Source organism: Kribbella sandramycini (assembly GCF_013131805.1).
Taxonomy (GTDB): Bacteria; Actinomycetota; Actinomycetes; order Propionibacteriales; family Kribbellaceae; genus Kribbella; species Kribbella sandramycini.
Genome location: NZ_JABJRC010000003.1, coordinates 459,787 through 482,805 on the forward strand (window position 1 = coordinate 459,787; position 23,019 = coordinate 482,805).

Consider the following 23,019-nt stretch of genomic DNA (forward strand, 5'->3'; position numbering starts at 1 on the left):
CGTGGGTGCGAGGAGTGGGCGGCGGGCGCGGCGGGCCAGGGCTCGGGGGCGGTCGGGGGGTCGCGCGTTGGTGGTGGCGGTGCTGGGGGTGCTGCTGCCGGGGGTTGGGTATTTGGCGGCGGGTAGGCGGCGGTTGGGGGCCGTCGTGCTGCTCGTCAGTTTGGGGTTGTACGGCGGGGCGGCGGTTGTCGTGCTGACGCGGCGGGATCAAGTGGTCGCCTGGGCGTTGCAGCCTGATGTGCTGCTCGCGATGGTGGTCGGCCTCGGGGTGATCGCGTTGCTCTGGGTGACGGTGCTGGTCACGTCGTACAAGATGTTGCGGCCGCTCCATGCGGGGCCGGGGGCCCGGCTGGCGGGGTCGGTGGTGATCGGGCTGGTCTGTTTCGGGCTGGCGTCGAGTACGGCGTTGGGCGCGCAGACCCTGATGGCACAGCGCGACCTGGTGGAGAAGGTGTTCTCCGGCGAGGGCTCAAAGAGCCAGACCCGGCCGAAGATCAAGAACACCAAGGACCCGTGGGCCGAGGTGCCGCGACTGAACGTGCTGCTGCTCGGCGCGGACGACGGCGAGGGCCGCCAGGGCACCCGCACCGACTCGATCATGGTCGCGAGTATCGACACCCGGACCGGCCAGACGTCGCTCATCTCGCTGACCCGGAACTGGATGCGGATGCCGTTCCCGGAAGGCACCGCGCTGCACCGGCGGTTCCCGACCGGCTACTGGGATCCGGACGGCCCGAAGGAGCAGCCGAACTTCTACCTGGACGCGATGTACCGGATCATCCCCGCGGAGTACGGCGAGCTGATCGGCCCGTCCGACAACCCGGGCGCCGACGTCCTGAAGATGTCGGTCGGCGAGGCGCTCGGCCTCAAACTGCATTACTACGTGCAGGTGAACCTGGCCGGGTTCGCGCAACTCGTCCAGGCCCTCGGCGGAATCACCGTGAACATCAACTACCGGGTCCCGGTCGGCGGTAACGACGACAAGAAGATCCCGCCGAACCGCTGGCTCGAGCCCGGGCCGAACCGGCACCTGAACGGCGCCGACGCGCTGTGGTTCGCCCGCGGCCGGTACGCGGTGAAGGGCGCGGACATCGCCCGCCAGGCGCGCCAGCGCTGCACGGTGAAGGCGATCGTCGAGCGCGCGACCCCGCAGAACGTGCTGGCCAACTACCTCGACATCGCGAAGGCCGGCGAACAGCTGATCCGGACCGACATCCCGCAGTCGATCCTGGGCGCGTTCGTCACGCTCGGCCAGCGGGTGAAGAACGGCAAGATCACCAACATCGACCTGGACAAGCAGAAGAACTTCCCGAACGGCCGCAACCCCGACTACGCCGCGATGCGCAAACTCGTCCAGCGCCATTTGAACCCGGTCAAGGCGACGCCGACCCCGCGCAAGACCGCGCCGACGACGCCCCGCAAACCGTCCAAGGCGACCACCGCCGCCCCCGACCTGGCCGAGGCCTGCGCCTACAACCCGGTGGAGGGTTAGGCGTAGCGGACGCCGAGGCCGCCGTCGACCGACCAGTTGGCGCCGGTGACGAAGGCGGCCGCGGTCGAGGCGAGGAAGCAGACGACCTCGGCGACGTCGGTGGGGGTGCCGATCCGGCCGAGCGGGTGGACGCCGAGCGCCCGGTCGCGTTCGCCGGGGAAGGTGTCGAAGAACTCGTCGAGCAGGTCGGTGCCGATGTAGCCGGGGCTGACCGCGTTCACCCGGATGTTGTGCGGGCCGACGTCGAGGGCCAGCGAGCGGGTCATCCCGACCAGGCCGGATTTGGCGGCGGCGTACGGGAACATGCCCGCGGTGGTCAGGTTCGAGTGGATGGACGCGATGTTGACGATCGCGCCGTGCCGGTCGGCGATCATCGACGGGAGGACCGCGCGCGCCATCAGCCAGGCGCCCTTCAGGTCGACGTCGAAGACGGAGTCCCACTCGTCGACGGTCATCCGGGTTGCGTCGGCGTACGCGTTCTTCCCGGCGTTGTTGACCAGCACCGTGGCCGGGCCGAGCTCCGCCGCCAACTGTGCAACCGCTTCGGCAACCGACTCCTCAGCGGTGATGTCACCGACCGCAGCGGCAACTCGGACGCCGGTCGCGCGCAGCTCGGCCGTGGTTTCGGACAGCTGATCGGCCAGGATGTCGATCAGCCCGACCGCCGCACCTTCGGCCGCGGCCTTCACCGCCACCGCTCGCCCGATCCCCCGCGCGGCCCCGGTCACCAGCACGACCTCGTCGGTCAAACGTCCACTCACGGCAGTCCTTCCGTTAGGCGTCAGCTCGACCCTAGTCGGGCAGCGGCTCGGGCGTACCGATCGGATTCGGCCGCGGTCATCGGCTGCCGTAGCAACAGCAATTGGTGATAGATCGGCGCGGTCGCCGCCACACACACCGCGTACGCGTCGGTCGTCGCCGGCACCTCACCCCGATCGATCGCCCGCTGCACCACGACACCCGAACGCCGGTAGCGATCGGCCCAGAACTCCCGCAGCGCAGCACCCGCCTCCGGCGTCCGGAACGACGCGGCGATCACGGCCCGGGTGATCGACGGCTCGATCGTGAGGGACTCGTACACCTCCCGATTGAGCGCAATCAGATCCCCTTCCAGGGTGCCGGTATCAGCCGGCGCCCAGTCGTCCGTCGCTCCCGAGTCGAGTAGGTCGACCAGCAACCCGGCAACGCTCTTCCACCGCCGATAGACAGTCGTTCGATGGACGCCGGAACGCGCGGCGACGCCGTCCATTGTCAGCCCGTCGTATCCGTGTTCGGCCAGCTCCGCCACGACGGCGGCCAACACCTCGGCACGCACCCGCGCCGTTCGGCCACCCGGTCTGCTTGCGCGATCAGCCTCGCTCATGTCACGATCTTAACACTACATTCGTCGCATTAAGGAGTTCCCGCCATGCAAGCCCTGGAGATCTCCGGCCCGGCCGAAGGGCCGTACGGTGTCGCACTCACCGATGGCAAGGCGTGGGCGACGCTGGTGCACGCGGGCGCGGTGGCCCAGGTCGACGGGCGGCGATTCGAGCTCGGTGACGGCGCGCGGCCGATGGTGATCGTGGCCGACCCGGACGGCGGCGTCCGATTCACCCGGAACGGTGACGACCGCATCGGCCGAATCGATGCCGAGGGCAACATTTCGGCAGTCGAGGTGCCGGGATCGCCGTACGGTGTCTGCATCGGGCCCGACAATGCCTTGTGGTGCACGCTGATGAGCACCGACGAGGTCGCGCGAATCGCGGCCGATGGAACGGTGACGACGTACCCGATCGGCATCCCCGGCGCATTCCCGGCGATGATCACCGCGACCGACGAGCTGTGGTTCACGCTGAACCAGGGCAACGCGATCGGCCGGATGACGACGGACGGCGTGGTCACCACCTACCCGCTACCGACCGAAGGCGCCGGCCCGGTCGGGATCAGCGCCGGGCCGACCGGTGTCTGGTTCGTCGAGATCCTCGCCGATCAGGCCGGCCGGATCACCGGCGACGGGAAGATCGACGAGTTCGCGCTCCCGCCCGGATCGAAACCGCACGCGGTCGTCGCGCTACCCGACGGCGGTTGCTGGATCACGTTGTGGGGCACGGGTTCGCTGGCCCGGCTCGACGCGGACGGCGTCGTCCAGCGGGAGGTCGAGCTGGGCGCGGGATCCGAGCCGCACGGGCTCGCGGTCGACGCCGACGGATCGGTCTGGGTCGCGCTCGAGAACCGTTCCCTTGCTCACCTTCCCGCTGGAGAGTGAGGGGACTCACGCCTGCGAAGGAGGCGCGATCGGGACGCCGAGGAGCACAGTGGAGTCGTGGCCATCATGGCTGGACTTCCGACAGCTCGCCGGGTTCGCGATGTCATCGCGGTCGGGCGACCTGCATTCTGGGTCGTCTCGATCGTTCCGTATTACGTCGGCATCCTGCTCGCGACCCGGCAGCTGATCCCGCCGCTGGAGGAGTGGCCGCGGCTGATCGTCGGCGCGGTCGTGATGGGCCCGCTGGTCTGGCTCGCAGTCCTCGCGGTCAACGACGCCTACGATCTGCCGAGCGATCGGCTGAACCCGCGGAAAGCGAAGTCACCGCTCCTGGACGGGCGGATCACCCTGCGGGCCGCCAAGCGGTTGGCCTTCGCGGCCGCCGTGGCCGCGGTCGGGATCAGCCTGCACGTCGGCATCGTGTTCGCGCTCGGCGTGCTGCTCGCCGTCCTGCTCGGCTATGCCTACAGCGTTCCGCCGGTCCGGCTGAAGACTCGCGCCGGGTTCGACGTCGCGGTGAACGCGCTGGCCCTCGGCGCTTTCGGGCCGCTGGCCGGCTGGGCCGCGATCAACCCCGATCTGAGTGACTTCCCCTGGCTGATGGGCCTGCAGGGCACGCTCGCCGCCGTCGGCCTCTACCTGCCGACCACGCTGGCCGACCTCGACGCGGACCGCGCCGCCGGCTATCACACGATCGCGGTCCGGTACGGCGCACGCACGACGTACCGGATCGGGTACGGCGCGTGGATCGCGGCGGCCGCGTTGTCGGTGCTCCTGGCCGCGACGGACACGATCATCCCGCGCAGCATGCTGTTGCTCGAGGTCGTGATGGTCCCGGTGCTGGTGATTGCGTACGGAAAGCTGATCGGGCCGCGGCAGTCGTTCCGCGGGATCATCGTGCTGGCGTCACTGTTCCTGCTGCCCTGTGGCACGTTCGCACTGACATACACCGGAGTAATTTGATCAGTGATCTTTACATCGATGGATCCGTTGTGGACCCTAAGGTCCCATGACTGCGACCCGCTCCGAACTCGACGCCGACTACACCCTCAGCCGGTCCGATCTGGCGCATTTCACCGAGTACGGTTTCGTGAAACTGAAGAACGTGCTCAGCCCGGCCACGATCGCGGCGTACGAGCCGGAGATCACCGGCAAGGTGATCGAGCTCAACACTCAACATGTCCCGCTGGCCGAGCGCGACACCTACGGCAAGGCGTTCCTGCAGGTGATGAACCTGTGGCAGGACAGTGAGCAGGTCCTCGAGTTCGTCTCGTCACCGCGGCTGGCCCGGCTGGCCGCGCAGCTGCTCGGCGTCCAGTCCGTCCGGCTCTACCACGACCAGGCGCTGTACAAGGAGGCCGGCGGCGGTGTGACGCCGTGGCACGCGGATCAGTACTACTGGCCGTTCACGACCGATCGCTGCGTCACGGTCTGGATCCCGCTGCAGGACACCCCGATGGAGATGGGCCCGCTGTCCTTCGCGGCCGGCAGTCATGTCTTCGAGCACGGCCGCGACCTGCCGATCAGCGACGAGTCCGAGCGCGTGCTGCAGCAGGCGCTGCGCGAGCAGGACTTCCCCGAGGTCTCCGAGCCGTACGAGCTCGGCGAGGTCAGCTACCACCTCGGCTGGACCTTCCACCACGCGCCGGCCAACACCACACCGATCCCGCGCCGGGTGATGACGATCATCTACGTCGACGCGACGATGGAGATCGCGCCGCCGCTGAACAGCTTCCAGGAGAACGACCTGGCCAGCTGGCTGCCCGGGAACCAGCCGGGTGAGCTGATCTCGTCGCCACTGAACCCGATCCTGTACTGATCGACGTCTGTACCTATTGGTATGTACGATGCTGCCATGGAGCAGATCGTGCGTGAGGTCGTGTTGGATCAGGTGCTACCCCGGGACCTGCCGGTCCGCCGGATGGAGGTGCGCCGGATCTCGATCGTCCCGGACGCCGCCGTCGGTTGGCACACCCACAACGGGCCGGTGTTCGGGAGTATCGAGACGGGGTCGGCGTTCTATCAGCTGCGCGACGAGCCGGAGATCGTCCTGGGGCCGGGCGATCTCTTCTACGAGCCGGCCGACGAGCGGATCCGGTTCGACGCCGGGCCGGAGGGCGTGTCCTTCCTGGCGTACTTCCCGCTGACGGACGGGCAGGAAGCGGCGCTGGATCTCGTCGACTAGAGGGTGCGTTTCTGCGGATAGATGGTCTCGCCGCGGCTGAGCTGGTCGACGTACAAGGCGATCCGTTTGGCACGGGTCGCTTCGCGTTTGGCGTCGTTGACGCGATGGATGACGGCAAACCGGTTGGCGCTGGTGAGGATGTCGAACATCGCCTGGGCCCGCGGTGCGGCGGCCAGCGCGGCCGCCAGCTCCGCCGGGACTTCGATGGTCGCGGGACCGGCGTACGCCTTGTCCCAGCGGCCGTCGGCCTTGGCCCGCTCGACCTCGGCGCGGCCGGCCGGGAGCATCCGGCCCTCGCTTTCGAGGCGGGCGATCAGGCCGACATTGCGCTGCGACCACAGGCTGCGGGCGCGGCGCGGGGTGTAGCGCTGCAGGAAGGTGTACTCGTCGCGGGTCTTGCGCTGGCCGTCGATCCAGCCGTGGCAGAGCGCTTCGTCGAGGGCGTCGGTGATCGCGAGACTGGTCGGCGTAGTCACGTTCTTCTTCGCGATCACCAGCCAGACGCCGTCGCTGCTGCCATGGTTCGCACCGAGCCACTCATGCCACGCCGCATGATCCGCGACGATCAGTTCGGCGGTCATGAAATTCCTTCCTGGTAACGGTTCGCGAGCTGCCGGGCGGCCTCGATCAGCTCGGGCGGGCCGATCAGCTCGAGGTCGCACTCGTACATACCGAACGTCGCGGCCAGCCCGATCCACGACCAGGCCGACATGATCACCCGGCAACTGGTCGGCGAGACCTCCTCGACCACGGTGTCCCGCCCGGCCCACGGCGCGACATCGGACGCCGGCGTCTGCAGGATCGCCTCCCCGCGGAACGGGTACTGCTCGGTGGACTTGAACTGTTTGGCGACGTACGCCGCGACGTCCGGCGCGGGCAACTCACGCGGCGTGAACCGCGGCCCGGTCGGCGTCTTCGGCGTCATCCGGTCGACCCGGAACGTCCGCCAGTCCTGCCGATCGAGGTCCCAGGCGATCAGGTACCACCGGCCGCCCCAGGTCACCAGGTGATGCGGCTCCACCTTCCGCGGCGGCAGCCACTCCCCCTCGGGCGCCCCGGGGGTCGCGTAGTCGAACCGCAGTACTTCGTTCGCCCGGACGGCCATCCCGATCGCGATCAGCTGATCCGAGTTCACCGTCGTACGCCGAGCCGCGTACCGATCGATCGTCGTCACCTGCAGCGCGTCCACCCGCTGCCGCAACCGCGCCGGCATCACCTGCCGCACGGTCGCCAGCGCCCGCAACGCGCCCTCCTCGATCCCGGCCACCGTCGTCGTCGCGGTCTGCAGCGCCACCGCGACCGCGATCGCCTGATCGTCGTCGAACAACAACGGCGGCAGCTCGGCCCCGGCATCCAGCCGATACCCGCCGTCCGGCCCCTTGATCGCCCGCACCGGATACCCCAGATCGCGCAACCGATCGACATCCCGCCGCACCGTCCGCGCACTCACCTCGAGCCGCTCGGCCAACAGCGACCCAGGCCAATCCCGACGGGCCTGCAACAGCGAAAGCAGCGAAAGCAACCGAGCCGAAGTTTCGGACATACCCCAAGTTTCCCACCGATAGCGGCCACCTTCTGACCGCTACTTCGCTGGCTCCTCTGTGACATGGCACTGCTCGGCCTCGCGATGGCGATCGTTGTCACTTACGGTACCGGGCAGATCACCCACCGCCCCCCTAGGAGATCTGATGAGGCGTCGCCCTGCTCTGTTGACCATGGTTGGCTCGTTGGCCGCTGTTGGTCTTGCCGCGACCAGTGCGATGGCCGCCGTACCGTCTGTCGACACAGCCACCGCCCCGGTTGTGTCGCAGGCGGTGCTGGCCACGGATACCGATGGCGACTCGCTGCCGGACAGTTGGGAGACCAACGGGTACGACGCGAACGGCGACGGTGTCATCGATGTCAACCTGCCGGCGATGGGCGCGGATCCGCGGAAGAAGGACCTGTTCGTCGAGATGGACTACATGGAGGGCCGGCTCGCGACGACGGCTGCGCTGGATCGGATCGTCCAGGTCTTCGCGCAGGCCCCGGTGAGCAACCCGGACGGGACGACCGGGATCAAGATCCATCTGGACGCCGGGTCGGCGCGCGGCGCGGCGTACGACCTCGGCGGCGGCAACCTGGTTGCCTATGACAACGACTTGAATCCGTCGGGGTCGCAGACCACCGCGATCAAGAACGCCAACTTCGCCCCGGCGCGGAAGGCAGTCTTCTACTACATGCTCTGGGCCGACAGCTACGACGGCGGCTGCAGTAGCGGCCAGGCCTTCAACATCCCGAACGACACGTTCATCGTCACGGTCGGCCCGAAGTGCTGGAACGCGACCGACAACATCAACGTCGGCACGTTCATCCACGAGCTCGGCCACAACCTCGGCCTCAGCCACGGCGGCTCGGACCACGTGAACTACAAGCCGAACTACCTGAGCGTGATGAACTACTTCTTCCAGCTCGGCGGCCTGCCGAAGGCCGATGGCACGCTCTCCTTCAGCTTCTCGAACGTCGCCCCGCCGGCCCTGAACGAGACCAGCCTGACCGAGGCGAACGGTCTGGGCTCCTCGGCGTCCGCGTTCAAGACCAGCTGGAAGTGCCCGGACGGCAGCTCCCGGACGACGACGGGCGCGGCCAGCGGCCCGATCGACTGGAACTGCGACGGCGACGCCACCGACGTGACCGCGGCCGACATCAACGACGACAACGTCAACAACACGCTGACCACCCAGAACAACTGGGCCAACATCGTGTTCGGCGGCGGCGCCGTCGGCCAGGGCGCCAATGTCCAGAAGCGGACTCCGGCGGCCGAGCTGCGCGAGATGACCCATAGCGAGTGGGCCGAGCTTCAGCGCTGAGCTCGCCCTACGAACAGAACGAGTAGTACGGCGGCGGCCAGGATCGTCACGCCGGCAACGAGCAGCCCGGACAGCAGACCGTGCACGGTGAGCGCACCGAGTACGGCGATGCCGACGGCCGTCCCGCCGCCGCGTGCCGAGCTGACCGTCGCCGACGCGATTCCGGCCCGTTCGAGCGGGGCGATCTCCAGGACGGCCGCACTGGCCGGGGTGATGCTGAGACCTTGGCCGAGGCCGTTCAGCACGAAGCAGATGGCGATCAGCGCGTACGACGTACCGGCGTCCGCGGTGAGCATCCCGAGCAGGCCGATCCCGAGGCTGGTGAATCCGATCGACATCGGCACCCAGGCGGCGTACGCGGCGGTCAGTCGGCCGGCCAGGTAGGAGCCGACGCCGGCGGCGACCGTCAGCGGGAGCATCAGCAGCCCGGTCGCGGTCGCGCTGTTGCCGCGCTCGCCTTGGAGATACAAGGACAGCAAGTACATCGAGCCGCCCGCGGCGAAGCCGAGCGCGGCCGCGCCGAGGATGGTCACGGTGAAGCGCGGGTCGCGGAAGAGTGCCACCGGCAACATCGGTTGCCGGCTCCGTCGTTCGATCAGGATCAGCCCGATCAGCGCGGCCAGGCAGAGCACGCTGACGAGCCAGGTCGTGGCCGAGTGCCACCCGTACTCGCGGTACTCGATCGTCGCGAAGACCAACGCGCCCAGGAACAGGGCCGCGAAGGTCTGCCCCGGGACGTCGAGATGCGCGTGTTCAGGGTCGGCGCTCTCGGTCAGCCCGCGGACGCCGAGGATCAGAATCAGCGCGCCGATCGGCAGATTGACCAGGAACAGACTCCGCCAGCCGAGCGTGTCGACCAGCAGTCCGCCGAGCAGCGGCCCGGACACGAAACCGAAGCTGACCACGACGCCGTAGATCCCGAACCGGCGCGCGCGGACGGCGCGGTCCGTCGTCGACCGGCCGACGATCGCCAGCGCGACCGGCATCATGATCGCGGCCGCGATCCCCTGCACGACCCGGCCCGCGATCAGGACGTCGATGGTCGGCGCGACTGCGCACAGCAGCGAGCTCGCCAGGAACAGCGCGACCCCGCCCAGGTAGACCCGCTTGCGGCCGAACCGGTCACCGAGCAGACCGCCGGTCAGCAGCAGCGCGGCCAGGCTGAGCGCGAACCCGTCGACGATCCACTGCAACTGCGTGAAGGACGCCGACAAGGACTGCTGCATCGCGGCCAGCCCGACGTTCACGATGGCGGTGTCCAGGATGGCCAGGAAGGTGCCGAAGAAGGCAGCGGTCAGCGCCGCGCGGGAGATACCGGGCGGGCTCGCGGTCAGAGTCATGCTGCAGAGCCTTTGAGGTGAAGTCGCCTTCATGTCAATACTGGGCGACATGGCCAACGACTACGTCGGGATCGGCGCCGCCGCCGCGTTGTACGGATTACCGGTGTCGACCGTCCGCTGGTGGGAGAAACAGGGCGTCGTCACCCCGCCGGTCGGTCCCGACGGCAAACGCCGGTACGGCGAGCGTGAGCTCCGGCAGCTCGGGATGGCCCAGCTGTGTCGCTCGACCGGGTTGATGGCCCTCGACGAGATCGCGCTGATCACCGCCGACGACTCCAGCGCGATCGAACGCCGGCACGTCGTCGACAGCCGGATCGAGCAGCTCGAACGCCAGATCGCCGAGCTGACCGCGGCCCGGGCCTACCTGCTGCACTTCGCGACCTGCCGGCACGCCGAATCGACCGAATGCCAGTTCCTCACCGACGACCTGCGCGCCAACACCCATTGGCGGTTCTTCGACACCCCCGACCTACTGTCGGCCGCCCGCCAGGCCTACCAGGTGACCGGCAAGGCCTCGATCCCGCCGGTGAACTGATTCGGCCGCGCCCGCAGCGCCTCCGGCGGGACTGCGACCTCCAGATGTGGGAAGCGCCGGTACAGCTGGCTGAACAGGACCTGCAGCTCCAGCCGGGCAAGGGGCGCGCCGATGCAGAAGTACGGGCCGTGGCCGAAGGCGACGTGCGGGTTCGGCTGCCGAGTGCTGAGGAACCCGCGCTGGGCGCCGACCACGACCGGGTCGTCGTTCGCCTCCAGAAGTTGCAGGACGACGAGATCACCGGCCGCGATCGTCGCGTCGGGCAGCTCGATCTCCGCATTCGCCCAGCGGGGCAGGCCGAAGGCCTCGTCGTCCCGGGCGGTGTTTCCGGGGAGCGGCATCGAGGAGCGCAGAATCTCCTCGACCGCGGCCGGGACGAGGGACGGATCGATCCGCAACGCCTGCTGCTGCTCGGGGTGCAGCGAGAACTGCAGGATGCCGGTGTCGATCGCGGTCACCGTGGTCTCGTGCCCGGCGAACAGGACGCCGCCGCCCAGTTGCGCGGCGGCCGCCAGGGGGAACCCCTCCGGATCCTCCTGGTGCGCCGCGGCCAGACTGGACAGCAGGTCGTCGGTCGGATGCTCCAGCCGCTGAACCAGCAACTCGCCGATGTACTCCGCGAGCGCCGCGTACCCAGCGATCGAGCGACCCGGATCGACCATGTCCGCGGTGTCCTCGGACCAACCGCGGAAGCGCTCCCGATCAGCCGGCGGAACGCCCAGCAGCTCGCAGATCACCAACGCAGGCAGCGGAAACGACACCACCTCGTGGAAATCGGTCGGCCGGTCCCGAACCGCGAGGTCGTCGAGGACGGCGGTCACCAGCTCCTCGACCCGCGGCCGGAACTCTTCGAGCTGCCGCGCGCCGAACCAAGGCCCGAGCAGCTTCCGCATCCGCTTGTGGTCCGCACCGGACGTCGGCGTCTCGGGCGCCGGCGGGCCGAAGACCACCGATTCGGAGTACCGCGGCGCGACCGTGGGGTCGGGGTGCGTGCGGACGAGGCGCGGATCCGGGAGGAGCTTCTTAACCGTGCGGTAGTCGGAGACGAGCCAGGCAGGATCCCCGGTGGGTGTGACCGTTCGGCGGATGCTCATCCATCGATCAAAACACCCTCGCCACCGGCTCGCATCATCTTCCGTGTCCGATCGGTCACGGACGGTCAAGCTGCCCAGATCCCGGTCTGCGCGGTCGCGCGCGCCCAGTCGGTGAAGTCGCGCGGCGCCCGGCCGAGGATCTGCTGGACGCCGTCCGACACGTACTCCGAGCGGTGGTTGCGGATCACCGCGAACAGGTCGCGGACCGACTCGGCGTCCTCCTGGGTCTGGCCCTGCTCGACGAGCTCGGCGACATGCTGCTCGGGGTCGAGGTCGACGTATCCGATCGAGCGGCCGGTCGCGGCGCTCAGCTCGGCGGCGACCTCGGTCATCGTCAGCGTGCGCGGGCCGGACAGCGCGTAGCTCTGGCCGGTGTAGGCCTCGCTCAGCAACACGGCGGTCATCACGTCACCGATGTCGTCGGTGTCGATCCAGGCCTCCGCGCCGGCGCCGGCCGACAACCGGAGCTCGCCGGCCAGGACGTCGTACCGGAGGAAGTCCTCGCTGAAGTTCTGGGCGAACCAGGCCGGCTGAATGATCGTCCAGGCCGCGCCGCTTTCCTGGACGGCGTGTTCGAGGTCGAGTTGCCCTTGATAGACGGCGAAGTCGCGGCCGGGGCTGCCGACGCCGCGGCCGGAGAGCAGTACGACGCGGCGCAGTCCTTCGGCGGCGGCCTGCTTGATGAAGCGGCCGGCCTGTGCGAGCCCGGTCGGGCCGACCGGCGGTGCGAGGTACGCCGTCTCGGCGTCCGCGATGGTCGGTGACCACGTGCTCTCGTCGTACCAGTCGAAGCGCTGCGCGCTGGAGCGCGAGGCCAGTCGGAAGGGGACGTTACGGGCCTCGAGCTGGGTCGCGACGCGGCGGCCGGTCTTGCCCTTACCGCCCAGGATCAGAATCGGTGAGTTCGTCATGGCTCAAGTTCATCGCGATAGTGTGAGTCAGACCATGGCTGTTCAGCGCAATTCGATGTTCGAAACGCTCAGATCGGCGTACGCTCTGAGGATGGACGTACTCGACGACCTGCTGGCCGGGACGCGCGCGGTGGACGGCGTTTTCAACCTCGGCATCCTGAACACGCCCTGGGCGCTGGAGATCCGCGACGAGGCGCCGCTGGCGATCGCGACCATGGTCTGCGGCGGCGCGTGGATCAGCCGGGCCGGGGTCGAGCCGCTCCGGATGGCGGAGGGCGACGTCGCGATCTTCACCGGGAGCACGCCGTACGTCGTCGGTGACGAGCTGAGCACCGCGCCGCAGCTCCGGATCAATCCGGGGAACGTCTGCGAACCGTTGCCTGGGGCACCTATTGACTACAGTGAACGGCTGGGGCCGCGGACCTTCGGCCTGAAGGTCACCGGTGACGTGATGATTGCCAGCGGCACCTATACGGTCGCGGGCGATGTCAGCCGGCGGCTCGTCACCGCACTCCCGCCGGTGCTGGTGGTGCCGGCGGCCGAGGTGGCCGGGCCGGTGATGGAGATGATCTTCGACGAGATCCGGCGCGAGTCGCCCGGGCAGCAGAGTGTGCTGGACCGCTGGCTCGACCTCGCGCTGATCACCACGCTGCGCGCGTGGTTCGCGCGGCCCGAGTCGCATGCTCCCGGCTGGTACCAGGCGCAGACCGACCCGGTTGCCGGTGCGGCGCTTCGGCTGTTGCACGCGGATCCGGCGTACCCCTGGAGCGTGCCCGAGTTGGCCGATCGGGTCGGGGTGTCGCGCGCCGGGCTGGCGCGGCGCTTCACCGCGGTCGTCGGCGAGGCTCCGATGAGCTACCTGACCGGTTGGCGGATCACGCTCGCGGCCGACCAGCTCCGCAGCACGCAGGACACCGTCGAGACCATCGCCCGCCGGGTCGGTTACGCGAATGCCTTCGCGCTGAGCGTTGCCTTCAAGCGGGTGCGCGGGACGACGCCGAGCGCGCACCGCCGCCAGGTCGCTTAGCTCTTGATGAAGGCGAGGGTTTGCGGCCAGGCCAGCTTGAAGGCGTTGGCGTTGACCTCGTTGCCGTGTCGCATGCGGTCGGAGAAGCCGTGTTCGGCGCCGGGGAAGTACTGGGTGAAGGTCGCGCCGGTCGCGCGGGACTGGAGGACCGTCTGAAGGGCCTCGAAGTCGGCGTTCGTGACCAGGGTGTCGGCGCTGGGGTAGCTGACCAGGACCGGTGCGGTGATCGCGGCCGCGTCGCCGATGGCGTCGTAGGTGTGGTGCGGCGGCAGGTCGGAGGGGATGGTCGGGTGGTAGGCGATCACGTTGGCCAGCCGGTGGTCGCGAGCGCCGAGCAGGAGGGCGAAGCGGCCGCCGAGGCACCAGCCGATGACGCCGACCTTGGTGCAGCCGAGCTCGTCGAAGAGGTGGTCGACGAGCGCCTGCTGATCGGCGAGCGCCTCGTCGTCGTCCAGCTGGCTCGCGAGCGGGAACATCTCCTCGCGCGGGGTGTTGTCGGTGTTCTTGCCGTGAAAGGGATCCCAGACCAGGGCAGTGATCCCGGCGGCGGCGAGCTCGTCCGCCCAGTCGCGGATCTGCTCGCCGATACCGGTGATCATCGGCAGCAGGAGCATGCCCGTCCGGCCGACTCGCGCGAGATAGGCGTCCTGCGCCCCGACCGTCACCGTCACACCCATGCGCGCATCGTAGTTACAGCATCCGAGGTACGGCGACATTGACCAGGATCAAGATCAGCGCGGAGAACACGACCAGCGCGGTCGCGGCCGGGAGCAGGGCGATGCCCAGTCCGATGGCGAGCACCGGGAGGGCGAGACCGGCGTACGCGATCAGGAAGAGTGCCGCCAGTACCTCGCCGCGGGACGCCGGCTCGGCGAGCGAGGCCGCGGTCGCAACGGCGCCGCGGAAGACCAGGCCGACACCGGCGCCGGCGATCACGCCACCGGCGACGAACAGCGCGAGACTCGGCAGCAGCCCGCCGACCGCGATCCCGATCAGGCCGGCCGACATCAGGACCAGACCGAGGCGGAGCTGGTTGCGCCGGGCCATTCGGACGAAGACGACCTGGCTGACGGCGCCCGCGATGAAGACCACGAAGGCGACCACGCCGGCCAGCGCTCGCGACGGGTGGTGCAGGACGCCGGCCAGGAAGGTCGGCGCGAGCGAGGTGAACAGGCCGAAGATCGCGAAGGCGGAGAAGGCGCCGATCGCGGTGGCGAAGAAGAGCGGCTTCGCGGCCGCCGGTAGCGCGACCCGCTGCGGCCGGTACGCCGGACGCTCCTCCAGCCGCTCGACCGTCTCCGGAACCAGCGCGATCCCCAGCGCGCTGAGCAGCAACAGGATCAGGAAGATCTCGTACGGGCGCTCGAGCGGACCGGACACGTACTGCGCCAGCAACCCACCGACCAACGGGCCGAACGCGAGCCCGCCGAGGTTGACCATGCTGGAGATGAGCGCGGAGCGACTCGGGTCCTCACCCGGTCGCGCGATCTGCCGCAGCTCGGACAGATGCGCGGTCGCCGTCGCGGTCAGGACGCCGACGCCGACACCGGAGATGAAGCGCGCGACCAGCAGACCTGGGACGGCCGGCCAGATCAGGAAGATCGCTGCCGCGACCGCCTCGGCGAGGACGGCGAGCAACGCGACCCGACGGCGGCCGAGCCAGTCGCTGACATGACCGGCCAGGTAGAGGCTGACCATCACGCCGACGGCGTACGCGGCGAAGATGATCGTGATGACGTAGGTCGGGAACCCGTCCCGGCGCTGGTAGATCGCGTACAGCGGGGTCGGCACGGTCGAGAACGCCATCGTGGTCAGGAAGGCCGCGGCGATCATCCAGAAACCGGGTGCGTGCGCGAACCGCACCCGGGTCATCGTTGGGCGGGACTGCGTCAAGGTGGACATATCAACCATGGTGGTCCGGATGATCTATCGAGTCCAACGAAAGTTCTTGCACTCTCTTATCGTTGATGCCAATAATTGCGGCTGTGGACAGCCGGCAGCTCGAGTACTTCGTCGCGGTCGCCGAGGAGCTCAGCTTCACCCGGGCCGCCCAGCGCCTGTTCACCGTCCAGTCGACGGTTTCGGCGGCGATCCGGGCCCTGGAAAGCGATCTGAAAACCACACTTTTCGATCGGTCGACCCGGCGGGTGCTGCTCTCGGATGCCGGCGCCGCGCTGCTCCCGGAGGCGAAGGCGGCGCTCGAAGCGCTCGACCGCGCGCGAGCCGTGGTCGAGGAGGCGTCGACCGGGCTGCGCGGCAACATCCGGATCGGCACGATGACCCGGCTCGGGCTGGTCGACCTCGCGCCGCTGCTCGGCGCGTTCTACCGGAAATACCCGCTGGTCGACGTCCACGTGACGACCTCGCCGACCGGGTCGAGCGGGCTGGCCGACGACGTCCGGCACGGGCGGCTGGATCTCGCGCTGCTCGGCCTGCCTCCGGCGGAGCTGACCGGGCTCGACGTCCGCGAGCTGATGTCCGTCCCGTTCGTCGTCCTGGTGCCGCCGTCCCATCGGCCGGCCGCGGGGGACGGCGTCCGGTTGCGGGAGTTGAAGGGTGAGCGGTTCGTCGACATGCTGCCCGGGTTCGGGAACCGGCGGATGGTCGACCGCGAGTTCGAGCGGGCCGGGATTCCGCGCCAGGTGCACGTCGAGGTGCCGGACCTGAGCGAGGTCCCCGAGTACGTCGCGGCCGGGCTCGGGATCGCCGTCGTCCCGGACATCCCGGCCGCACTCGACGGCGTCGTCCGGCTGCCGCTGGTCGATCCGGAGCTGTCCTGGACGTTGTCGGTGGCAACGGCCGCGGGCCGCACGCCGTCCCGCGCGGTCAGCGCGCTGTTCGAACTGCTCGTCGCCCTCCCGAAGTCATAACCGCTGGGTTATCGCTCGTTACGAACTTCGGCGTTGTTCGCGCCGACGGCTGCCGGGAGCCTGGGGAGGCAACCGAACCTCCCCTGGAAAGGCAGATCAATGACCGCTTTCGAGACCGTCACGCTGGAGGTGCCGGACGCCGAGGCCGCCACGGCGTTCTACGAGGCCTTCGGCCTGAGCTCCTACGTGCAGGTGCGGACCACGCGCGCGCCGGCGAACGGATTCCGCGGGTTCGCACTGTCGCTCGTGGCCGCCCAGCCCGGGGACGTCGACGCGCTGACCGCGGCCGCGGTCTCCGCCGGGGCGACGACGACGCAGCCGGCCACCAAGAGCTTCTGGGGGTACGGCGGGGTGGTGCGCACCCCCGACGGCACGCTCTGCAAGATCGCGAGCTCCAAGAAGAAGGACGTCGCTCCGGTCACCGGCCGGATCGATCAGGTCGCGCTCCTGCTCGGCGTGGCCGATGTGAAGGCGAGTAAGCAGTTCTACGTCGGCAAAGGACTGGCGGTCGGCAAGAGCTACGGCGGTAAGTACGTCGAGTTCGACACCCCGTCGTCCGCGGTGACGCTGGCGCTCTACCCGCGCCGGGCACTCGCGAAGGACGTCGGAACGGCCGACGACGGCAGCGGATCGCACGGGATCGTGTTCGGCGGTCAGGCCGGGACGTTCACCGATCCGGACGGGTTCGAGTGGGAGAACTGACCAGCTCGACGAAGGCACGTACACGAGGCGACAAGGCGCCGTCCCGCCAGACGAGCACCCACTCGGTGGGCGGCGCATCGTGCACAGGCACAAAGACGACACCTGGATGGGTGTAGTAGCGGAGTACGTGCTCGTTCAGCGGCGCGACCGCTTCGGCCGCGGCGATCCGGGTCAGCACCTCATGGAACGTGCTGACCAACGGGCCGCGCGCGATGGCCTGCCCGCTTGGGGTGCGGGCGGGCACCATCGACTCGATCCAGTACTCCGGGAGCGGGCCGGGATCGACGACGAGCTGACCGGCGAAGTCCTCCATCGAGACCGCGGGGCGCGCGGCCAGCTCGTGGTCGGTCCACACGGCCAGCACCCGGCCCTCGGTGAACACGATCGGCCCCTCGACCAGGTCGGGCTCGCGGACCGGGCGCCAGACGAGCGCCAGCTCCAGCTCGCCGGCGCGCAGCGCGCTGAACGGGTTGCTGAAGTGGATCTCGTGCAGGGCCACCTCACAGGCCGGATGCCGATCGCGGAACGCGGCCAGAAGCTCGCGAATCTCGTGGCCGACCGCGCCCATCACGCCCAGCCGGACGGTCCCGCTCACGCCTTGCGCGGCCTCGGTCGCCTTCACCACTCCGGTGCGGATGGCGTCGTACCCGGCCTGCAGGTCGGCGCGTAGCTGCTCGCCGAGCGGGGTCAGCAGCACCGCGCGGCTGGTGCGCTCGAAGAGCGGTGCGCCGATCCGGCGCTCCTGCGCCTTGATCGACTGGCTGACGCGCGCCTGCGAGACGTGCAGCCGCTCCGCGGCGCGGCCGAAGTGCAGCTCCTCGGCGAGCGTCAGGAAGATCTCGATGTCGCGGAGCTCCACGGCCGACACGATAGCCGCCGCCTTACTTCACCGGGGAATACATCTCGGCCGATCCCGGTTCTCCCGAATAGCCGAGGAAGGAAGCGCGACATGGCAACTGTCTCGTTCAAGGGAGCTACCCGGGTCTACCCGGGCACCGACACCGCCGCCGTCCAGGCCCTGGATCTGGAGATCGAGGACGGCGAGTTCATGGTTCTGGTCGGGCCCTCCGGTTCCGGCAAGTCGACCGCGTTGCGGATGCTGGCCGGGCTGGAAGAGGTCAACGACGGGTCGATCTACATCGGTGAGCGCGATGTCACGAACGCGCCGCCGAAAGAGCGCGATATCGCGATGGTCTTCCAGAACTACGCGCTGTATCCGCATATGACCGTGGCCGACAACATGGGGTTTGCCCTGAAAATGCAGGGCATCCACAAGGAGGAGCGCGCCAAGCGCGTCCTCGAGGCGGCGAAGCTGCTTGGCCTGGAGGAGTACCTCGACCGGAAGCCGAAGGCGTTGTCCGGTGGACAGCGTCAGCGCGTCGCGATGGGGCGTGCGATCGTCCGGAGTCCGCAGGTGTTCTTGATGGACGAGCCGCTGTCGAACCTGGATGCGAAGCTGCGGGTGCAGACCCGGACGCAGATCGCCGAGCTGCAGCACCGGCTCGGTGTCACCACGGTCTACGTCACGCACGACCAGGTCGAGGCGATGACGATGGGCGATCGGGTCGCCGTGCTGAAGGACGGCGTCCTGCAGCAGGTCGACACGCCGCTGAACCTGTACGACCGGCCGCGGAACAAGTTCGTCGCCGGATTCATCGGGTCGCCCGCGATGAACCTGCTCGACGCGGAGATCGTCGACGGCGGCGCCAAGGTCGGCGACTACGTCGTCCCGATCGCGCGCGACCTGCTCGCGAAGGCCGGCTCGGACAAGACCGTCACGCTCGGCGTCCGGCCCGAGGCGTTGCACCTCGCGGACGACGGCCTGCCGGTGAAGGTCGCCGTCATCGAGGAGTTGGGCTCCGACGCCTTCCTCTACGGGACGGCCGAGCACACCGACCTGAATCAGCAGATCATCGCCCGGATCGGCACCCGGCTGCACAACGACAAGGGCGAGATCGTCCACCTCGCGCCGGATCCGGACAAGCTGCACCTCTTCTCGGCGTCCACCGAGGAGCGTCTGGTTAGCTAGGCCGGGTGTGGAACGACGACACCCCTGGATTGCTGACGTTGCCGTCCGGCCGTCGGGTTCGCGGACGTGGTCTGCGGAACGGGCCGGCGGCTGCGCCGTTGCCGACGTACGGCGTGTATTTGCTGGGTTCTGAGCCACCGGCGGTGGAGTGGGAGTCGCGCTGGCTGCGCTGGCCGGATTTCCGGCTGCCCGCTGATCGAGCATTGGCCCGGACGGTGTTCGCAGAGGCGTTGGAGCGCGCTGAGTCGGAGCGAGTTGAGTTCGCGTGCGCCGGTGGGCGGGGGCGGACCGGTACGGCGTTGGCCTGTTTGGCTGTACTGGACGGCGTACCAGCCTCGTCGGCGGTGGCCTATGTGCGGGAGCACTACGACCGACACGCGGTCGAAACTCCGTGGCAGAAACGGTACGTGGTCAGGTTTCATTAGCGCGATGACCATTGAGCGCTCGAACCCCGACGGCCTGCATGCGACCCCCGGCTACCATCACGTGACGCGTGTCCAGGCGGACACCATGATCTACCTCGCGGGGCAATGCCCGCTGACTGCGACGGGCGAGCTGGCCGAGGGCGGCCTCGCCGCCCAGACCGATCAAGTGATCGAGAACATCCTGACCGCGCTGACTGCGGCCGGGGCCACGCCGGGCGACGTCGTCCGCACGGTCATCTACGTCAACAGCACCGACCGCGGCGAACTCGCCGCCGTCTGGACGCAGCTGAACGAGTCTTCGCTCGCCCCGGCGTTCAAGTCGGCGTCGACATTGCTCGGCGTCGCACAGCTCGGCTTCACCGGCCAACTTGTCGAGATCGACGTGACCGCCGCGCTCTGAGCGCTCACGCGGTGATGAGGCCGACGCCAAGGGTGAGTGTGCCGAGGGCGAGTGCCGCGGCGCCGATCCAGAGCATCCAGATGGCCTGATTCGGTTGGGTGCGGCCTTTGCCCGCGGAGGCGGCGAAGAAGCCGCCGGACATCAGGACGGCGGCGATCGGGATGGCGAGCCGGGCGATCCACAGCCAGGCGCCGGTCAGGCCGGTCTGGTCGACGTACAGCAGGCCGACCAGACCGAGGATGACCAGGACGCCGGCGTGCGCGTGGCCGGCCCGGGCGAACGACTTCTGGAAGTCGGTCATCGGGACCTTGCCGCGGACGATCCTGGTCATGAAGTAGCCGCCGAACTCGATGGTCACGATCGTGAGCAGGATCAGCCCGGCCACGACGCGCGTTGCGTCAGTCATTTCTCCGCCTTTGGATAGTAGAAGTATCCGTTTATGGATACTGATACTATCCATCGGACGGCGACGGAAGGCAAGCGATGCGAATCGGTGAGCTGAGCAGGGCTACTGGGATTCCGGTGCCGACGATCAAGTACTACCTGCGGGAGGGATTGCTGCCTGCCGGGGAGCTGAGCAGTCCGAACCAGGCGGCGTACGGGGAGGCGCACGTACGGCGGCTGCGGCTGGTGCGGGCGCTGGTTGATCTGGCCCAGGTGCCGGTCGCGCAGGTGAAGGAGATCGTCGCCTCACTCGACGCGGACGACGTCCCGCTGCACGACCAGATCGGCCGGGCACACCGGGCGTTGATCCCAGCGCGGAAGCAGACGGCGTCCGCGGAGGCGCGCGAGGTCGCGACCGCCGAGGTCCGCGAGCTGCTGCAGCGACGCGGCTGGCAGGTCGAGGCGGACGGGCCGGCGCTCGCGACCTTGATCGAGACGGTCGCGACGTTCCACACCCTCGGGCAGCAGAATCTCGTCGGATTCCTCGACGCCTACGCCGCCGCCGTCGAACAGTTCACCGAGCTCGAAGTCGAAGCCGTCACCGCGCACCCGACCCGCGACCAGGTCGCGGAGTCCGTCGTCATCGGCACGATCCTCGGCGAAACCGTCATCTCGTCACTGCGTCTACTCGCGCAGGAGTCAATCTCAGCCCGCCGCTGGAGCTGACGGACCGCGGTACGACTGGGTCTGCGAGTAGACGAGGTTCGTGGTCGTACTCCCGAAGTCGGTCAGCTCGTTGACGAGCTCCTCCAGATGCGGCATCGACGCCGCCGCGACCTTGAGCGTGTAGCAGTCGTCACCCGTCGTCCGCAGACATTCGAGGATCTCGCTCCGCTCGGCCAGCAGACGGCGCAGCGGCTCGTGCTTGTTCCCCGGGTACTTGAGCCGGACGACGGCCAGCACCGGGTAGCCGACCTTCGTCAGGTCGACCTCGGCGCGGTAGCCGGTGATGACCCCTTCGGACTCCAACCGGCGGACCCGCTCGGTCGTCGCCGACGAGCTGAGGCTGACCCGCCGTCCGAGCTCGGTCAGCGAGATCCGCGCGTCCGCCTGGAGTTCGGCGAGGATTGCCCAGTCGGTCGAATCGATGGCCATCGCACCAATCTACCGGGGATTCCCCGGCGATCGGGGGCTGATGCCGGTCGAATTCTCTTCTGGAGCGACCTGTTGCCTCGATAACCTGACGGGGTGGAAATCGGCGTGAACGTCCCGAATTTCGGGCCTGGTACGAGTCCGGCGCGGCTGCGTGACTGGGCGCAGGTGGTGGAGGGGCTCGGGTACGACCTGTTGATGATGTCGGACCATGTAGTGATCACGCCGGATGTGGCCGAGCAGTATCCGGCGCCGTTCTACGAGCCGTTCACGACGCTGAGTTGGTTGGCCGGTCTGACGTCGCGGGTCAAGCTCGGGACGACGGTGCTGATCGCGCCGTACCGGCATCCGCTGCTGGTAGCGCGGATGGCCGCGAACCTCGCCGAGCTCAGCGACGACCGGTTGATCCTCGGCGTCGGCGCCGGCTGGGCGCAGCAGGAGTTCGCCGCGCTCGGCACCTCGCACGAGACGCGCGGCCGCCAGACCACCGATCTGCTCACCACCCTGCGGAGCGCCTGGTCCGACACCGCGGACTACGGAAAGACCACAATCCCCTTGTGGGTAGGCGGAAACAGCGACGCCGCCATCCGCCGCGCCATCCGGTACGGCGATGCCTGGCACCCGCTCCGGCAGTCGCTCAATTGGTTGCGTGCGGCAACAACTCGGGTCGGCTCGTTGGCTGCCGCACTCGATCGTCCCGTCCCGCTGTTCACGCCACGCATCCTGCTCCGGCTCACCCCCGAGCCGCTGCCCGACTCGCGACTCGCCGGGGAGGGCTCGATCAAGCAGGTGCTGGCCGATCTCGACGTACTGCGCGCACTCGGCGCGAGCACCGTCGTCCTGGATCCCTTCGTCGGCGACCCCGCCGAAACCCTCCACCCCGAAGCCGCCTGGCAATCCCTGGCCACCCTCGCCGCTCACCTCACCCGGAGCCCTCATGACGCCTGAGTCCGAACACTTCCTGCGCCGCGCCATCGAGCTCGCCGCCGAATCCCGCGCCGCCGGCAACCCGCCCTTCGGCTCCCTCCTGGTCGCCCCCGACGGCACCATCGTCGCCGAGGCCCACAACACGACCATCACCGACAACGACATCAGCCTGCACCCCGAGCTGAAACTCGCCGTCTGGGCCGCCGCCAACCTCCCTCGCGAGACCGCGGCCAACACCACCATGTACACCAGCTGCCAGCCCTGCCAGATGTGCGCCGGCGCCCTCGCCCGCTCCGGCCTCGGCAACGTCATCTACGCCCTCACCCCCGACCTCCTCGGCTCCACCCCCTTCCCCGCCGTCCCCCTGGACGGCCCCCACCTCACCGAAGAAGCCCAGGCACCGGTCGCCGGCTACTACACCTCATAACAACGTCAGTACGGCTCGTCGC

At 68.9% G+C, this 23,019-nt stretch carries 28 protein-coding genes; 16 read left to right on the forward strand and 12 right to left on the reverse strand.

What is annotated here, in order from left to right:
* Positions 1-79: 79 nt before the first annotated feature.
* On the forward strand, positions 80-1,492 hold the full coding sequence (locus HPO96_RS15695; protein ID WP_337796650.1) for an LCP family protein: 1,413 nt from the start codon (positions 80-82) through the stop codon (positions 1,490-1,492).
* Here the strand turns inward: HPO96_RS15695 and HPO96_RS15700 are convergent.
* Entirely contained in the window at positions 1,489-2,253 is a 765-nt protein-coding gene (locus HPO96_RS15700; protein WP_171674181.1) for a glucose 1-dehydrogenase, read from the reverse strand. The genes HPO96_RS15695 and HPO96_RS15700 overlap by 4 nt on opposite strands.
* A gap of 20 nt (positions 2,254-2,273) precedes the next feature.
* Positions 2,274-2,855, reverse strand: coding sequence for a TetR/AcrR family transcriptional regulator (locus HPO96_RS15705; RefSeq protein ID WP_171674182.1), 582 nt, complete (start codon positions 2,853-2,855; stop codon positions 2,274-2,276).
* A 45-nt stretch (positions 2,856-2,900) separates the two neighbouring features.
* Here HPO96_RS15705 and HPO96_RS15710 point away from each other — a divergent pair, with 45 nt between their 5' ends.
* From HPO96_RS15710 to HPO96_RS15725, 4 genes are all read left to right on the forward strand, one after another.
* A complete protein-coding gene (locus HPO96_RS15710; protein WP_171674183.1) occupies positions 2,901-3,740 on the forward strand; it encodes a virginiamycin B lyase family protein in 840 nt (279 codons plus the stop codon).
* 66 nt (positions 3,741-3,806) lie between these two features.
* Positions 3,807-4,703, forward strand: coding sequence for a UbiA prenyltransferase family protein (locus HPO96_RS15715; protein ID WP_171674184.1), 897 nt, complete (start codon positions 3,807-3,809; stop codon positions 4,701-4,703).
* A 46-nt stretch (positions 4,704-4,749) separates the two neighbouring features.
* Positions 4,750-5,559, forward strand: coding sequence for a phytanoyl-CoA dioxygenase family protein (locus HPO96_RS15720; protein ID WP_171674185.1), 810 nt, complete (start codon positions 4,750-4,752; stop codon positions 5,557-5,559).
* A gap of 36 nt (positions 5,560-5,595) precedes the next feature.
* On the forward strand, positions 5,596-5,925 hold the full coding sequence (locus tag HPO96_RS15725) for a cupin domain-containing protein (protein WP_171674186.1): 330 nt from the start codon (positions 5,596-5,598) through the stop codon (positions 5,923-5,925).
* Here HPO96_RS15725 and HPO96_RS15730 read toward each other — a convergent pair.
* Positions 5,922-6,506, reverse strand: a complete 585-nt coding sequence (locus HPO96_RS15730) for a YdeI/OmpD-associated family protein (protein WP_171674187.1) — start codon at positions 6,504-6,506, stop codon at positions 5,922-5,924. The two genes, HPO96_RS15725 and HPO96_RS15730, sit on opposite strands and share 4 nt — an antisense overlap.
* Positions 6,503-7,468, reverse strand: coding sequence for a helix-turn-helix transcriptional regulator (locus tag HPO96_RS15735; RefSeq protein WP_171674188.1), 966 nt, complete (start codon positions 7,466-7,468; stop codon positions 6,503-6,505). Before HPO96_RS15735 ends, HPO96_RS15730 begins: the two co-directional genes overlap by 4 nt.
* A 145-nt stretch (positions 7,469-7,613) precedes the next feature.
* Here HPO96_RS15735 and HPO96_RS15740 point away from each other — a divergent pair, with 145 nt between their 5' ends.
* On the forward strand, positions 7,614-8,774 hold the full coding sequence (locus tag HPO96_RS15740) for a zinc metalloprotease (RefSeq protein WP_171674189.1): 1,161 nt from the start codon (positions 7,614-7,616) through the stop codon (positions 8,772-8,774).
* Here the strand turns inward: HPO96_RS15740 and HPO96_RS15745 are convergent.
* Entirely contained in the window at positions 8,765-10,114 is a 1,350-nt protein-coding gene (locus HPO96_RS15745; RefSeq protein ID WP_171674190.1) for an MFS transporter, read from the reverse strand. The two genes, HPO96_RS15740 and HPO96_RS15745, sit on opposite strands and share 10 nt — an antisense overlap.
* Positions 10,115-10,163: 49 nt before the next feature.
* On the opposite strand from HPO96_RS15745, the gene HPO96_RS15750 reads away from it, so the two are divergent.
* Positions 10,164-10,649, forward strand: coding sequence for a helix-turn-helix domain-containing protein (locus HPO96_RS15750; RefSeq protein WP_171674191.1), 486 nt, complete (start codon positions 10,164-10,166; stop codon positions 10,647-10,649).
* On the opposite strand, the gene HPO96_RS15755 is transcribed toward HPO96_RS15750, so the two are convergent.
* Both HPO96_RS15755 and HPO96_RS15760 read right to left on the reverse strand, forming a co-directional pair.
* A complete protein-coding gene (locus tag HPO96_RS15755; RefSeq protein ID WP_171674192.1) occupies positions 10,607-11,743 on the reverse strand; it encodes a cytochrome P450 in 1,137 nt (378 codons plus the stop codon). The two genes, HPO96_RS15750 and HPO96_RS15755, sit on opposite strands and share 43 nt — an antisense overlap.
* A 65-nt stretch (positions 11,744-11,808) precedes the next feature.
* Positions 11,809-12,654, reverse strand: a complete 846-nt coding sequence (locus HPO96_RS15760; protein WP_171674193.1) for an NAD(P)H-binding protein — start codon at positions 12,652-12,654, stop codon at positions 11,809-11,811.
* A gap of 91 nt (positions 12,655-12,745) precedes the next feature.
* On the opposite strand from HPO96_RS15760, the gene HPO96_RS15765 reads away from it, so the two are divergent.
* The gene (locus HPO96_RS15765; RefSeq protein WP_171674194.1) at positions 12,746-13,681 is read left to right on the forward strand and encodes an AraC family transcriptional regulator; all 936 of its coding nucleotides are present in this window, start codon (positions 12,746-12,748) and stop codon (positions 13,679-13,681) included.
* On the opposite strand, the gene HPO96_RS15770 is transcribed toward HPO96_RS15765, so the two are convergent.
* Together HPO96_RS15770 and HPO96_RS15775 are read right to left on the reverse strand one after the other, a co-directional pair.
* Positions 13,678-14,358: a dienelactone hydrolase family protein gene (locus HPO96_RS15770; protein ID WP_171674195.1), complete on the reverse strand. Its 681-nt coding sequence runs from the start codon at positions 14,356-14,358 to the stop codon at positions 13,678-13,680. The genes HPO96_RS15765 and HPO96_RS15770 overlap by 4 nt on opposite strands.
* A gap of 13 nt (positions 14,359-14,371) precedes the next feature.
* Positions 14,372-15,583 carry an MFS transporter gene (locus HPO96_RS15775; protein ID WP_202885977.1) on the reverse strand — a complete coding sequence of 404 codons (1,212 nt, stop codon included), beginning with the start codon at positions 15,581-15,583 and terminating at the stop codon, positions 14,372-14,374.
* 83 nt (positions 15,584-15,666) lie between these two features.
* On the opposite strand from HPO96_RS15775, the gene HPO96_RS15780 reads away from it, so the two are divergent.
* Both HPO96_RS15780 and HPO96_RS15785 read left to right on the forward strand, forming a co-directional pair.
* Entirely contained in the window at positions 15,667-16,551 is an 885-nt protein-coding gene (locus HPO96_RS15780; protein ID WP_171674197.1) for a LysR substrate-binding domain-containing protein, read from the forward strand.
* 99 nt (positions 16,552-16,650) lie between these two features.
* Entirely contained in the window at positions 16,651-17,253 is a 603-nt protein-coding gene (locus HPO96_RS15785; protein WP_171674198.1) for a VOC family protein, read from the forward strand.
* On the opposite strand, the gene HPO96_RS15790 is transcribed toward HPO96_RS15785, so the two are convergent.
* Positions 17,219-18,112, reverse strand: coding sequence for a LysR substrate-binding domain-containing protein (locus HPO96_RS15790; RefSeq protein ID WP_171674199.1), 894 nt, complete (start codon positions 18,110-18,112; stop codon positions 17,219-17,221). The two genes, HPO96_RS15785 and HPO96_RS15790, sit on opposite strands and share 35 nt — an antisense overlap.
* Positions 18,113-18,202: 90 nt before the next feature.
* Between HPO96_RS15790 and HPO96_RS15795 the strand changes: the two genes are divergently transcribed.
* Genes HPO96_RS15795 through HPO96_RS15805 form a run of 3 tightly spaced genes read left to right on the forward strand, consistent with a single transcriptional unit; the run spans position 18,203 to position 20,107 of the window.
* A complete protein-coding gene (locus HPO96_RS15795; RefSeq protein ID WP_171674200.1) occupies positions 18,203-19,282 on the forward strand; it encodes an ABC transporter ATP-binding protein in 1,080 nt (359 codons plus the stop codon).
* 5 nt (positions 19,283-19,287) lie between these two features.
* Positions 19,288-19,707 (forward strand): protein phosphatase, encoded by a 420-nt coding sequence (locus HPO96_RS15800; protein ID WP_171674201.1) that lies wholly within the window; start codon positions 19,288-19,290, stop codon positions 19,705-19,707.
* Positions 19,708-19,711: 4 nt separating this feature from the next.
* A complete protein-coding gene (locus HPO96_RS15805) occupies positions 19,712-20,107 on the forward strand; it encodes a RidA family protein (RefSeq protein WP_171674202.1) in 396 nt (131 codons plus the stop codon).
* Between the two features lie 4 nt (positions 20,108-20,111).
* Here HPO96_RS15805 and HPO96_RS15810 read toward each other — a convergent pair whose 3' ends face one another.
* The gene (locus tag HPO96_RS15810; protein ID WP_171674203.1) at positions 20,112-20,513 is read right to left on the reverse strand and encodes a hypothetical protein; all 402 of its coding nucleotides are present in this window, start codon (positions 20,511-20,513) and stop codon (positions 20,112-20,114) included.
* A gap of 77 nt (positions 20,514-20,590) precedes the next feature.
* Here HPO96_RS15810 and HPO96_RS15815 point away from each other — a divergent pair, with 77 nt between their 5' ends.
* A complete protein-coding gene (locus tag HPO96_RS15815) occupies positions 20,591-21,217 on the forward strand; it encodes a MerR family transcriptional regulator (protein ID WP_171674204.1) in 627 nt (208 codons plus the stop codon).
* On the opposite strand, the gene HPO96_RS15820 is transcribed toward HPO96_RS15815, so the two are convergent.
* Complete coding sequence (locus HPO96_RS15820) at positions 21,197-21,646, reverse strand: Lrp/AsnC family transcriptional regulator (RefSeq protein WP_171674205.1); 450 nt, start codon at positions 21,644-21,646, stop codon at positions 21,197-21,199. The genes HPO96_RS15815 and HPO96_RS15820 overlap by 21 nt on opposite strands.
* Positions 21,647-21,739: 93 nt before the next feature.
* Between HPO96_RS15820 and HPO96_RS15825 the strand changes: the two genes are divergently transcribed.
* Both HPO96_RS15825 and HPO96_RS15830 read left to right on the forward strand, forming a co-directional pair.
* Positions 21,740-22,591 carry an LLM class flavin-dependent oxidoreductase gene (locus HPO96_RS15825; RefSeq protein ID WP_171674206.1) on the forward strand — a complete coding sequence of 284 codons (852 nt, stop codon included), beginning with the start codon at positions 21,740-21,742 and terminating at the stop codon, positions 22,589-22,591.
* Positions 22,581-22,997: a nucleoside deaminase gene (locus HPO96_RS15830; RefSeq protein WP_171674207.1), complete on the forward strand. Its 417-nt coding sequence runs from the start codon at positions 22,581-22,583 to the stop codon at positions 22,995-22,997. The genes HPO96_RS15825 and HPO96_RS15830 overlap by 11 nt, the downstream gene beginning before the upstream one ends.
* The last annotated feature ends 22 nt before the right edge of the window (positions 22,998-23,019 follow it).

Bases quoted from the DNA above. Each gene is read 5' to 3' on its own strand.
- HPO96_RS15710 (WP_171674183.1), top strand. From the start codon at position 2,901: ATGCAAGCCCTGGAGATCTCCGGCCCGGCCGAAGGGCCGTACGGTGTC.
- HPO96_RS15765 (WP_171674194.1), top strand. From the start codon at position 12,746: ATGGACGTACTCGACGACCTGCTGGCCGGGACGCGCGCGGTGGACGGC.
- HPO96_RS15815 (WP_171674204.1), top strand. From the start codon at position 20,591: ATGCGAATCGGTGAGCTGAGCAGGGCTACTGGGATTCCGGTGCCGACG.
- HPO96_RS15795 (WP_171674200.1), top strand. From the start codon at position 18,203: ATGGCAACTGTCTCGTTCAAGGGAGCTACCCGGGTCTACCCGGGCACC.
- HPO96_RS15770 (WP_171674195.1), bottom strand. From the start codon at position 14,358: ATGGGTGTGACGGTGACGGTCGGGGCGCAGGACGCCTATCTCGCGCGA.
- HPO96_RS15745 (WP_171674190.1), bottom strand. From the start codon at position 10,114: ATGACTCTGACCGCGAGCCCGCCCGGTATCTCCCGCGCGGCGCTGACC.
- HPO96_RS15750 (WP_171674191.1), top strand. From the start codon at position 10,164: ATGGCCAACGACTACGTCGGGATCGGCGCCGCCGCCGCGTTGTACGGA.
- HPO96_RS15730 (WP_171674187.1), bottom strand. From the start codon at position 6,506: ATGACCGCCGAACTGATCGTCGCGGATCATGCGGCGTGGCATGAGTGG.
- HPO96_RS15820 (WP_171674205.1), bottom strand. From the start codon at position 21,646: ATGGCCATCGATTCGACCGACTGGGCAATCCTCGCCGAACTCCAGGCG.
- HPO96_RS15805 (WP_171674202.1), top strand. From the start codon at position 19,712: ATGACCATTGAGCGCTCGAACCCCGACGGCCTGCATGCGACCCCCGGC.
- HPO96_RS15715 (WP_171674184.1), top strand. From the start codon at position 3,807: ATGGCTGGACTTCCGACAGCTCGCCGGGTTCGCGATGTCATCGCGGTC.
- HPO96_RS15740 (WP_171674189.1), top strand. From the start codon at position 7,614: ATGAGGCGTCGCCCTGCTCTGTTGACCATGGTTGGCTCGTTGGCCGCT.
- HPO96_RS15735 (WP_171674188.1), bottom strand. From the start codon at position 7,468: ATGTCCGAAACTTCGGCTCGGTTGCTTTCGCTGCTTTCGCTGTTGCAG.
- HPO96_RS15760 (WP_171674193.1), bottom strand. From the start codon at position 12,654: ATGACGAACTCACCGATTCTGATCCTGGGCGGTAAGGGCAAGACCGGC.
- HPO96_RS15775 (WP_202885977.1), bottom strand. From the start codon at position 15,583: ATGTCCACCTTGACGCAGTCCCGCCCAACGATGACCCGGGTGCGGTTC.
- HPO96_RS15720 (WP_171674185.1), top strand. From the start codon at position 4,750: ATGACTGCGACCCGCTCCGAACTCGACGCCGACTACACCCTCAGCCGG.
- HPO96_RS15810 (WP_171674203.1), bottom strand. From the start codon at position 20,513: ATGACTGACGCAACGCGCGTCGTGGCCGGGCTGATCCTGCTCACGATC.
- HPO96_RS15705 (WP_171674182.1), bottom strand. From the start codon at position 2,855: ATGAGCGAGGCTGATCGCGCAAGCAGACCGGGTGGCCGAACGGCGCGG.
- HPO96_RS15785 (WP_171674198.1), top strand. From the start codon at position 16,651: ATGACCGCTTTCGAGACCGTCACGCTGGAGGTGCCGGACGCCGAGGCC.
- HPO96_RS15830 (WP_171674207.1), top strand. From the start codon at position 22,581: ATGACGCCTGAGTCCGAACACTTCCTGCGCCGCGCCATCGAGCTCGCC.
- HPO96_RS15755 (WP_171674192.1), bottom strand. From the start codon at position 11,743: ATGAGCATCCGCCGAACGGTCACACCCACCGGGGATCCTGCCTGGCTC.
- HPO96_RS15725 (WP_171674186.1), top strand. From the start codon at position 5,596: ATGGAGCAGATCGTGCGTGAGGTCGTGTTGGATCAGGTGCTACCCCGG.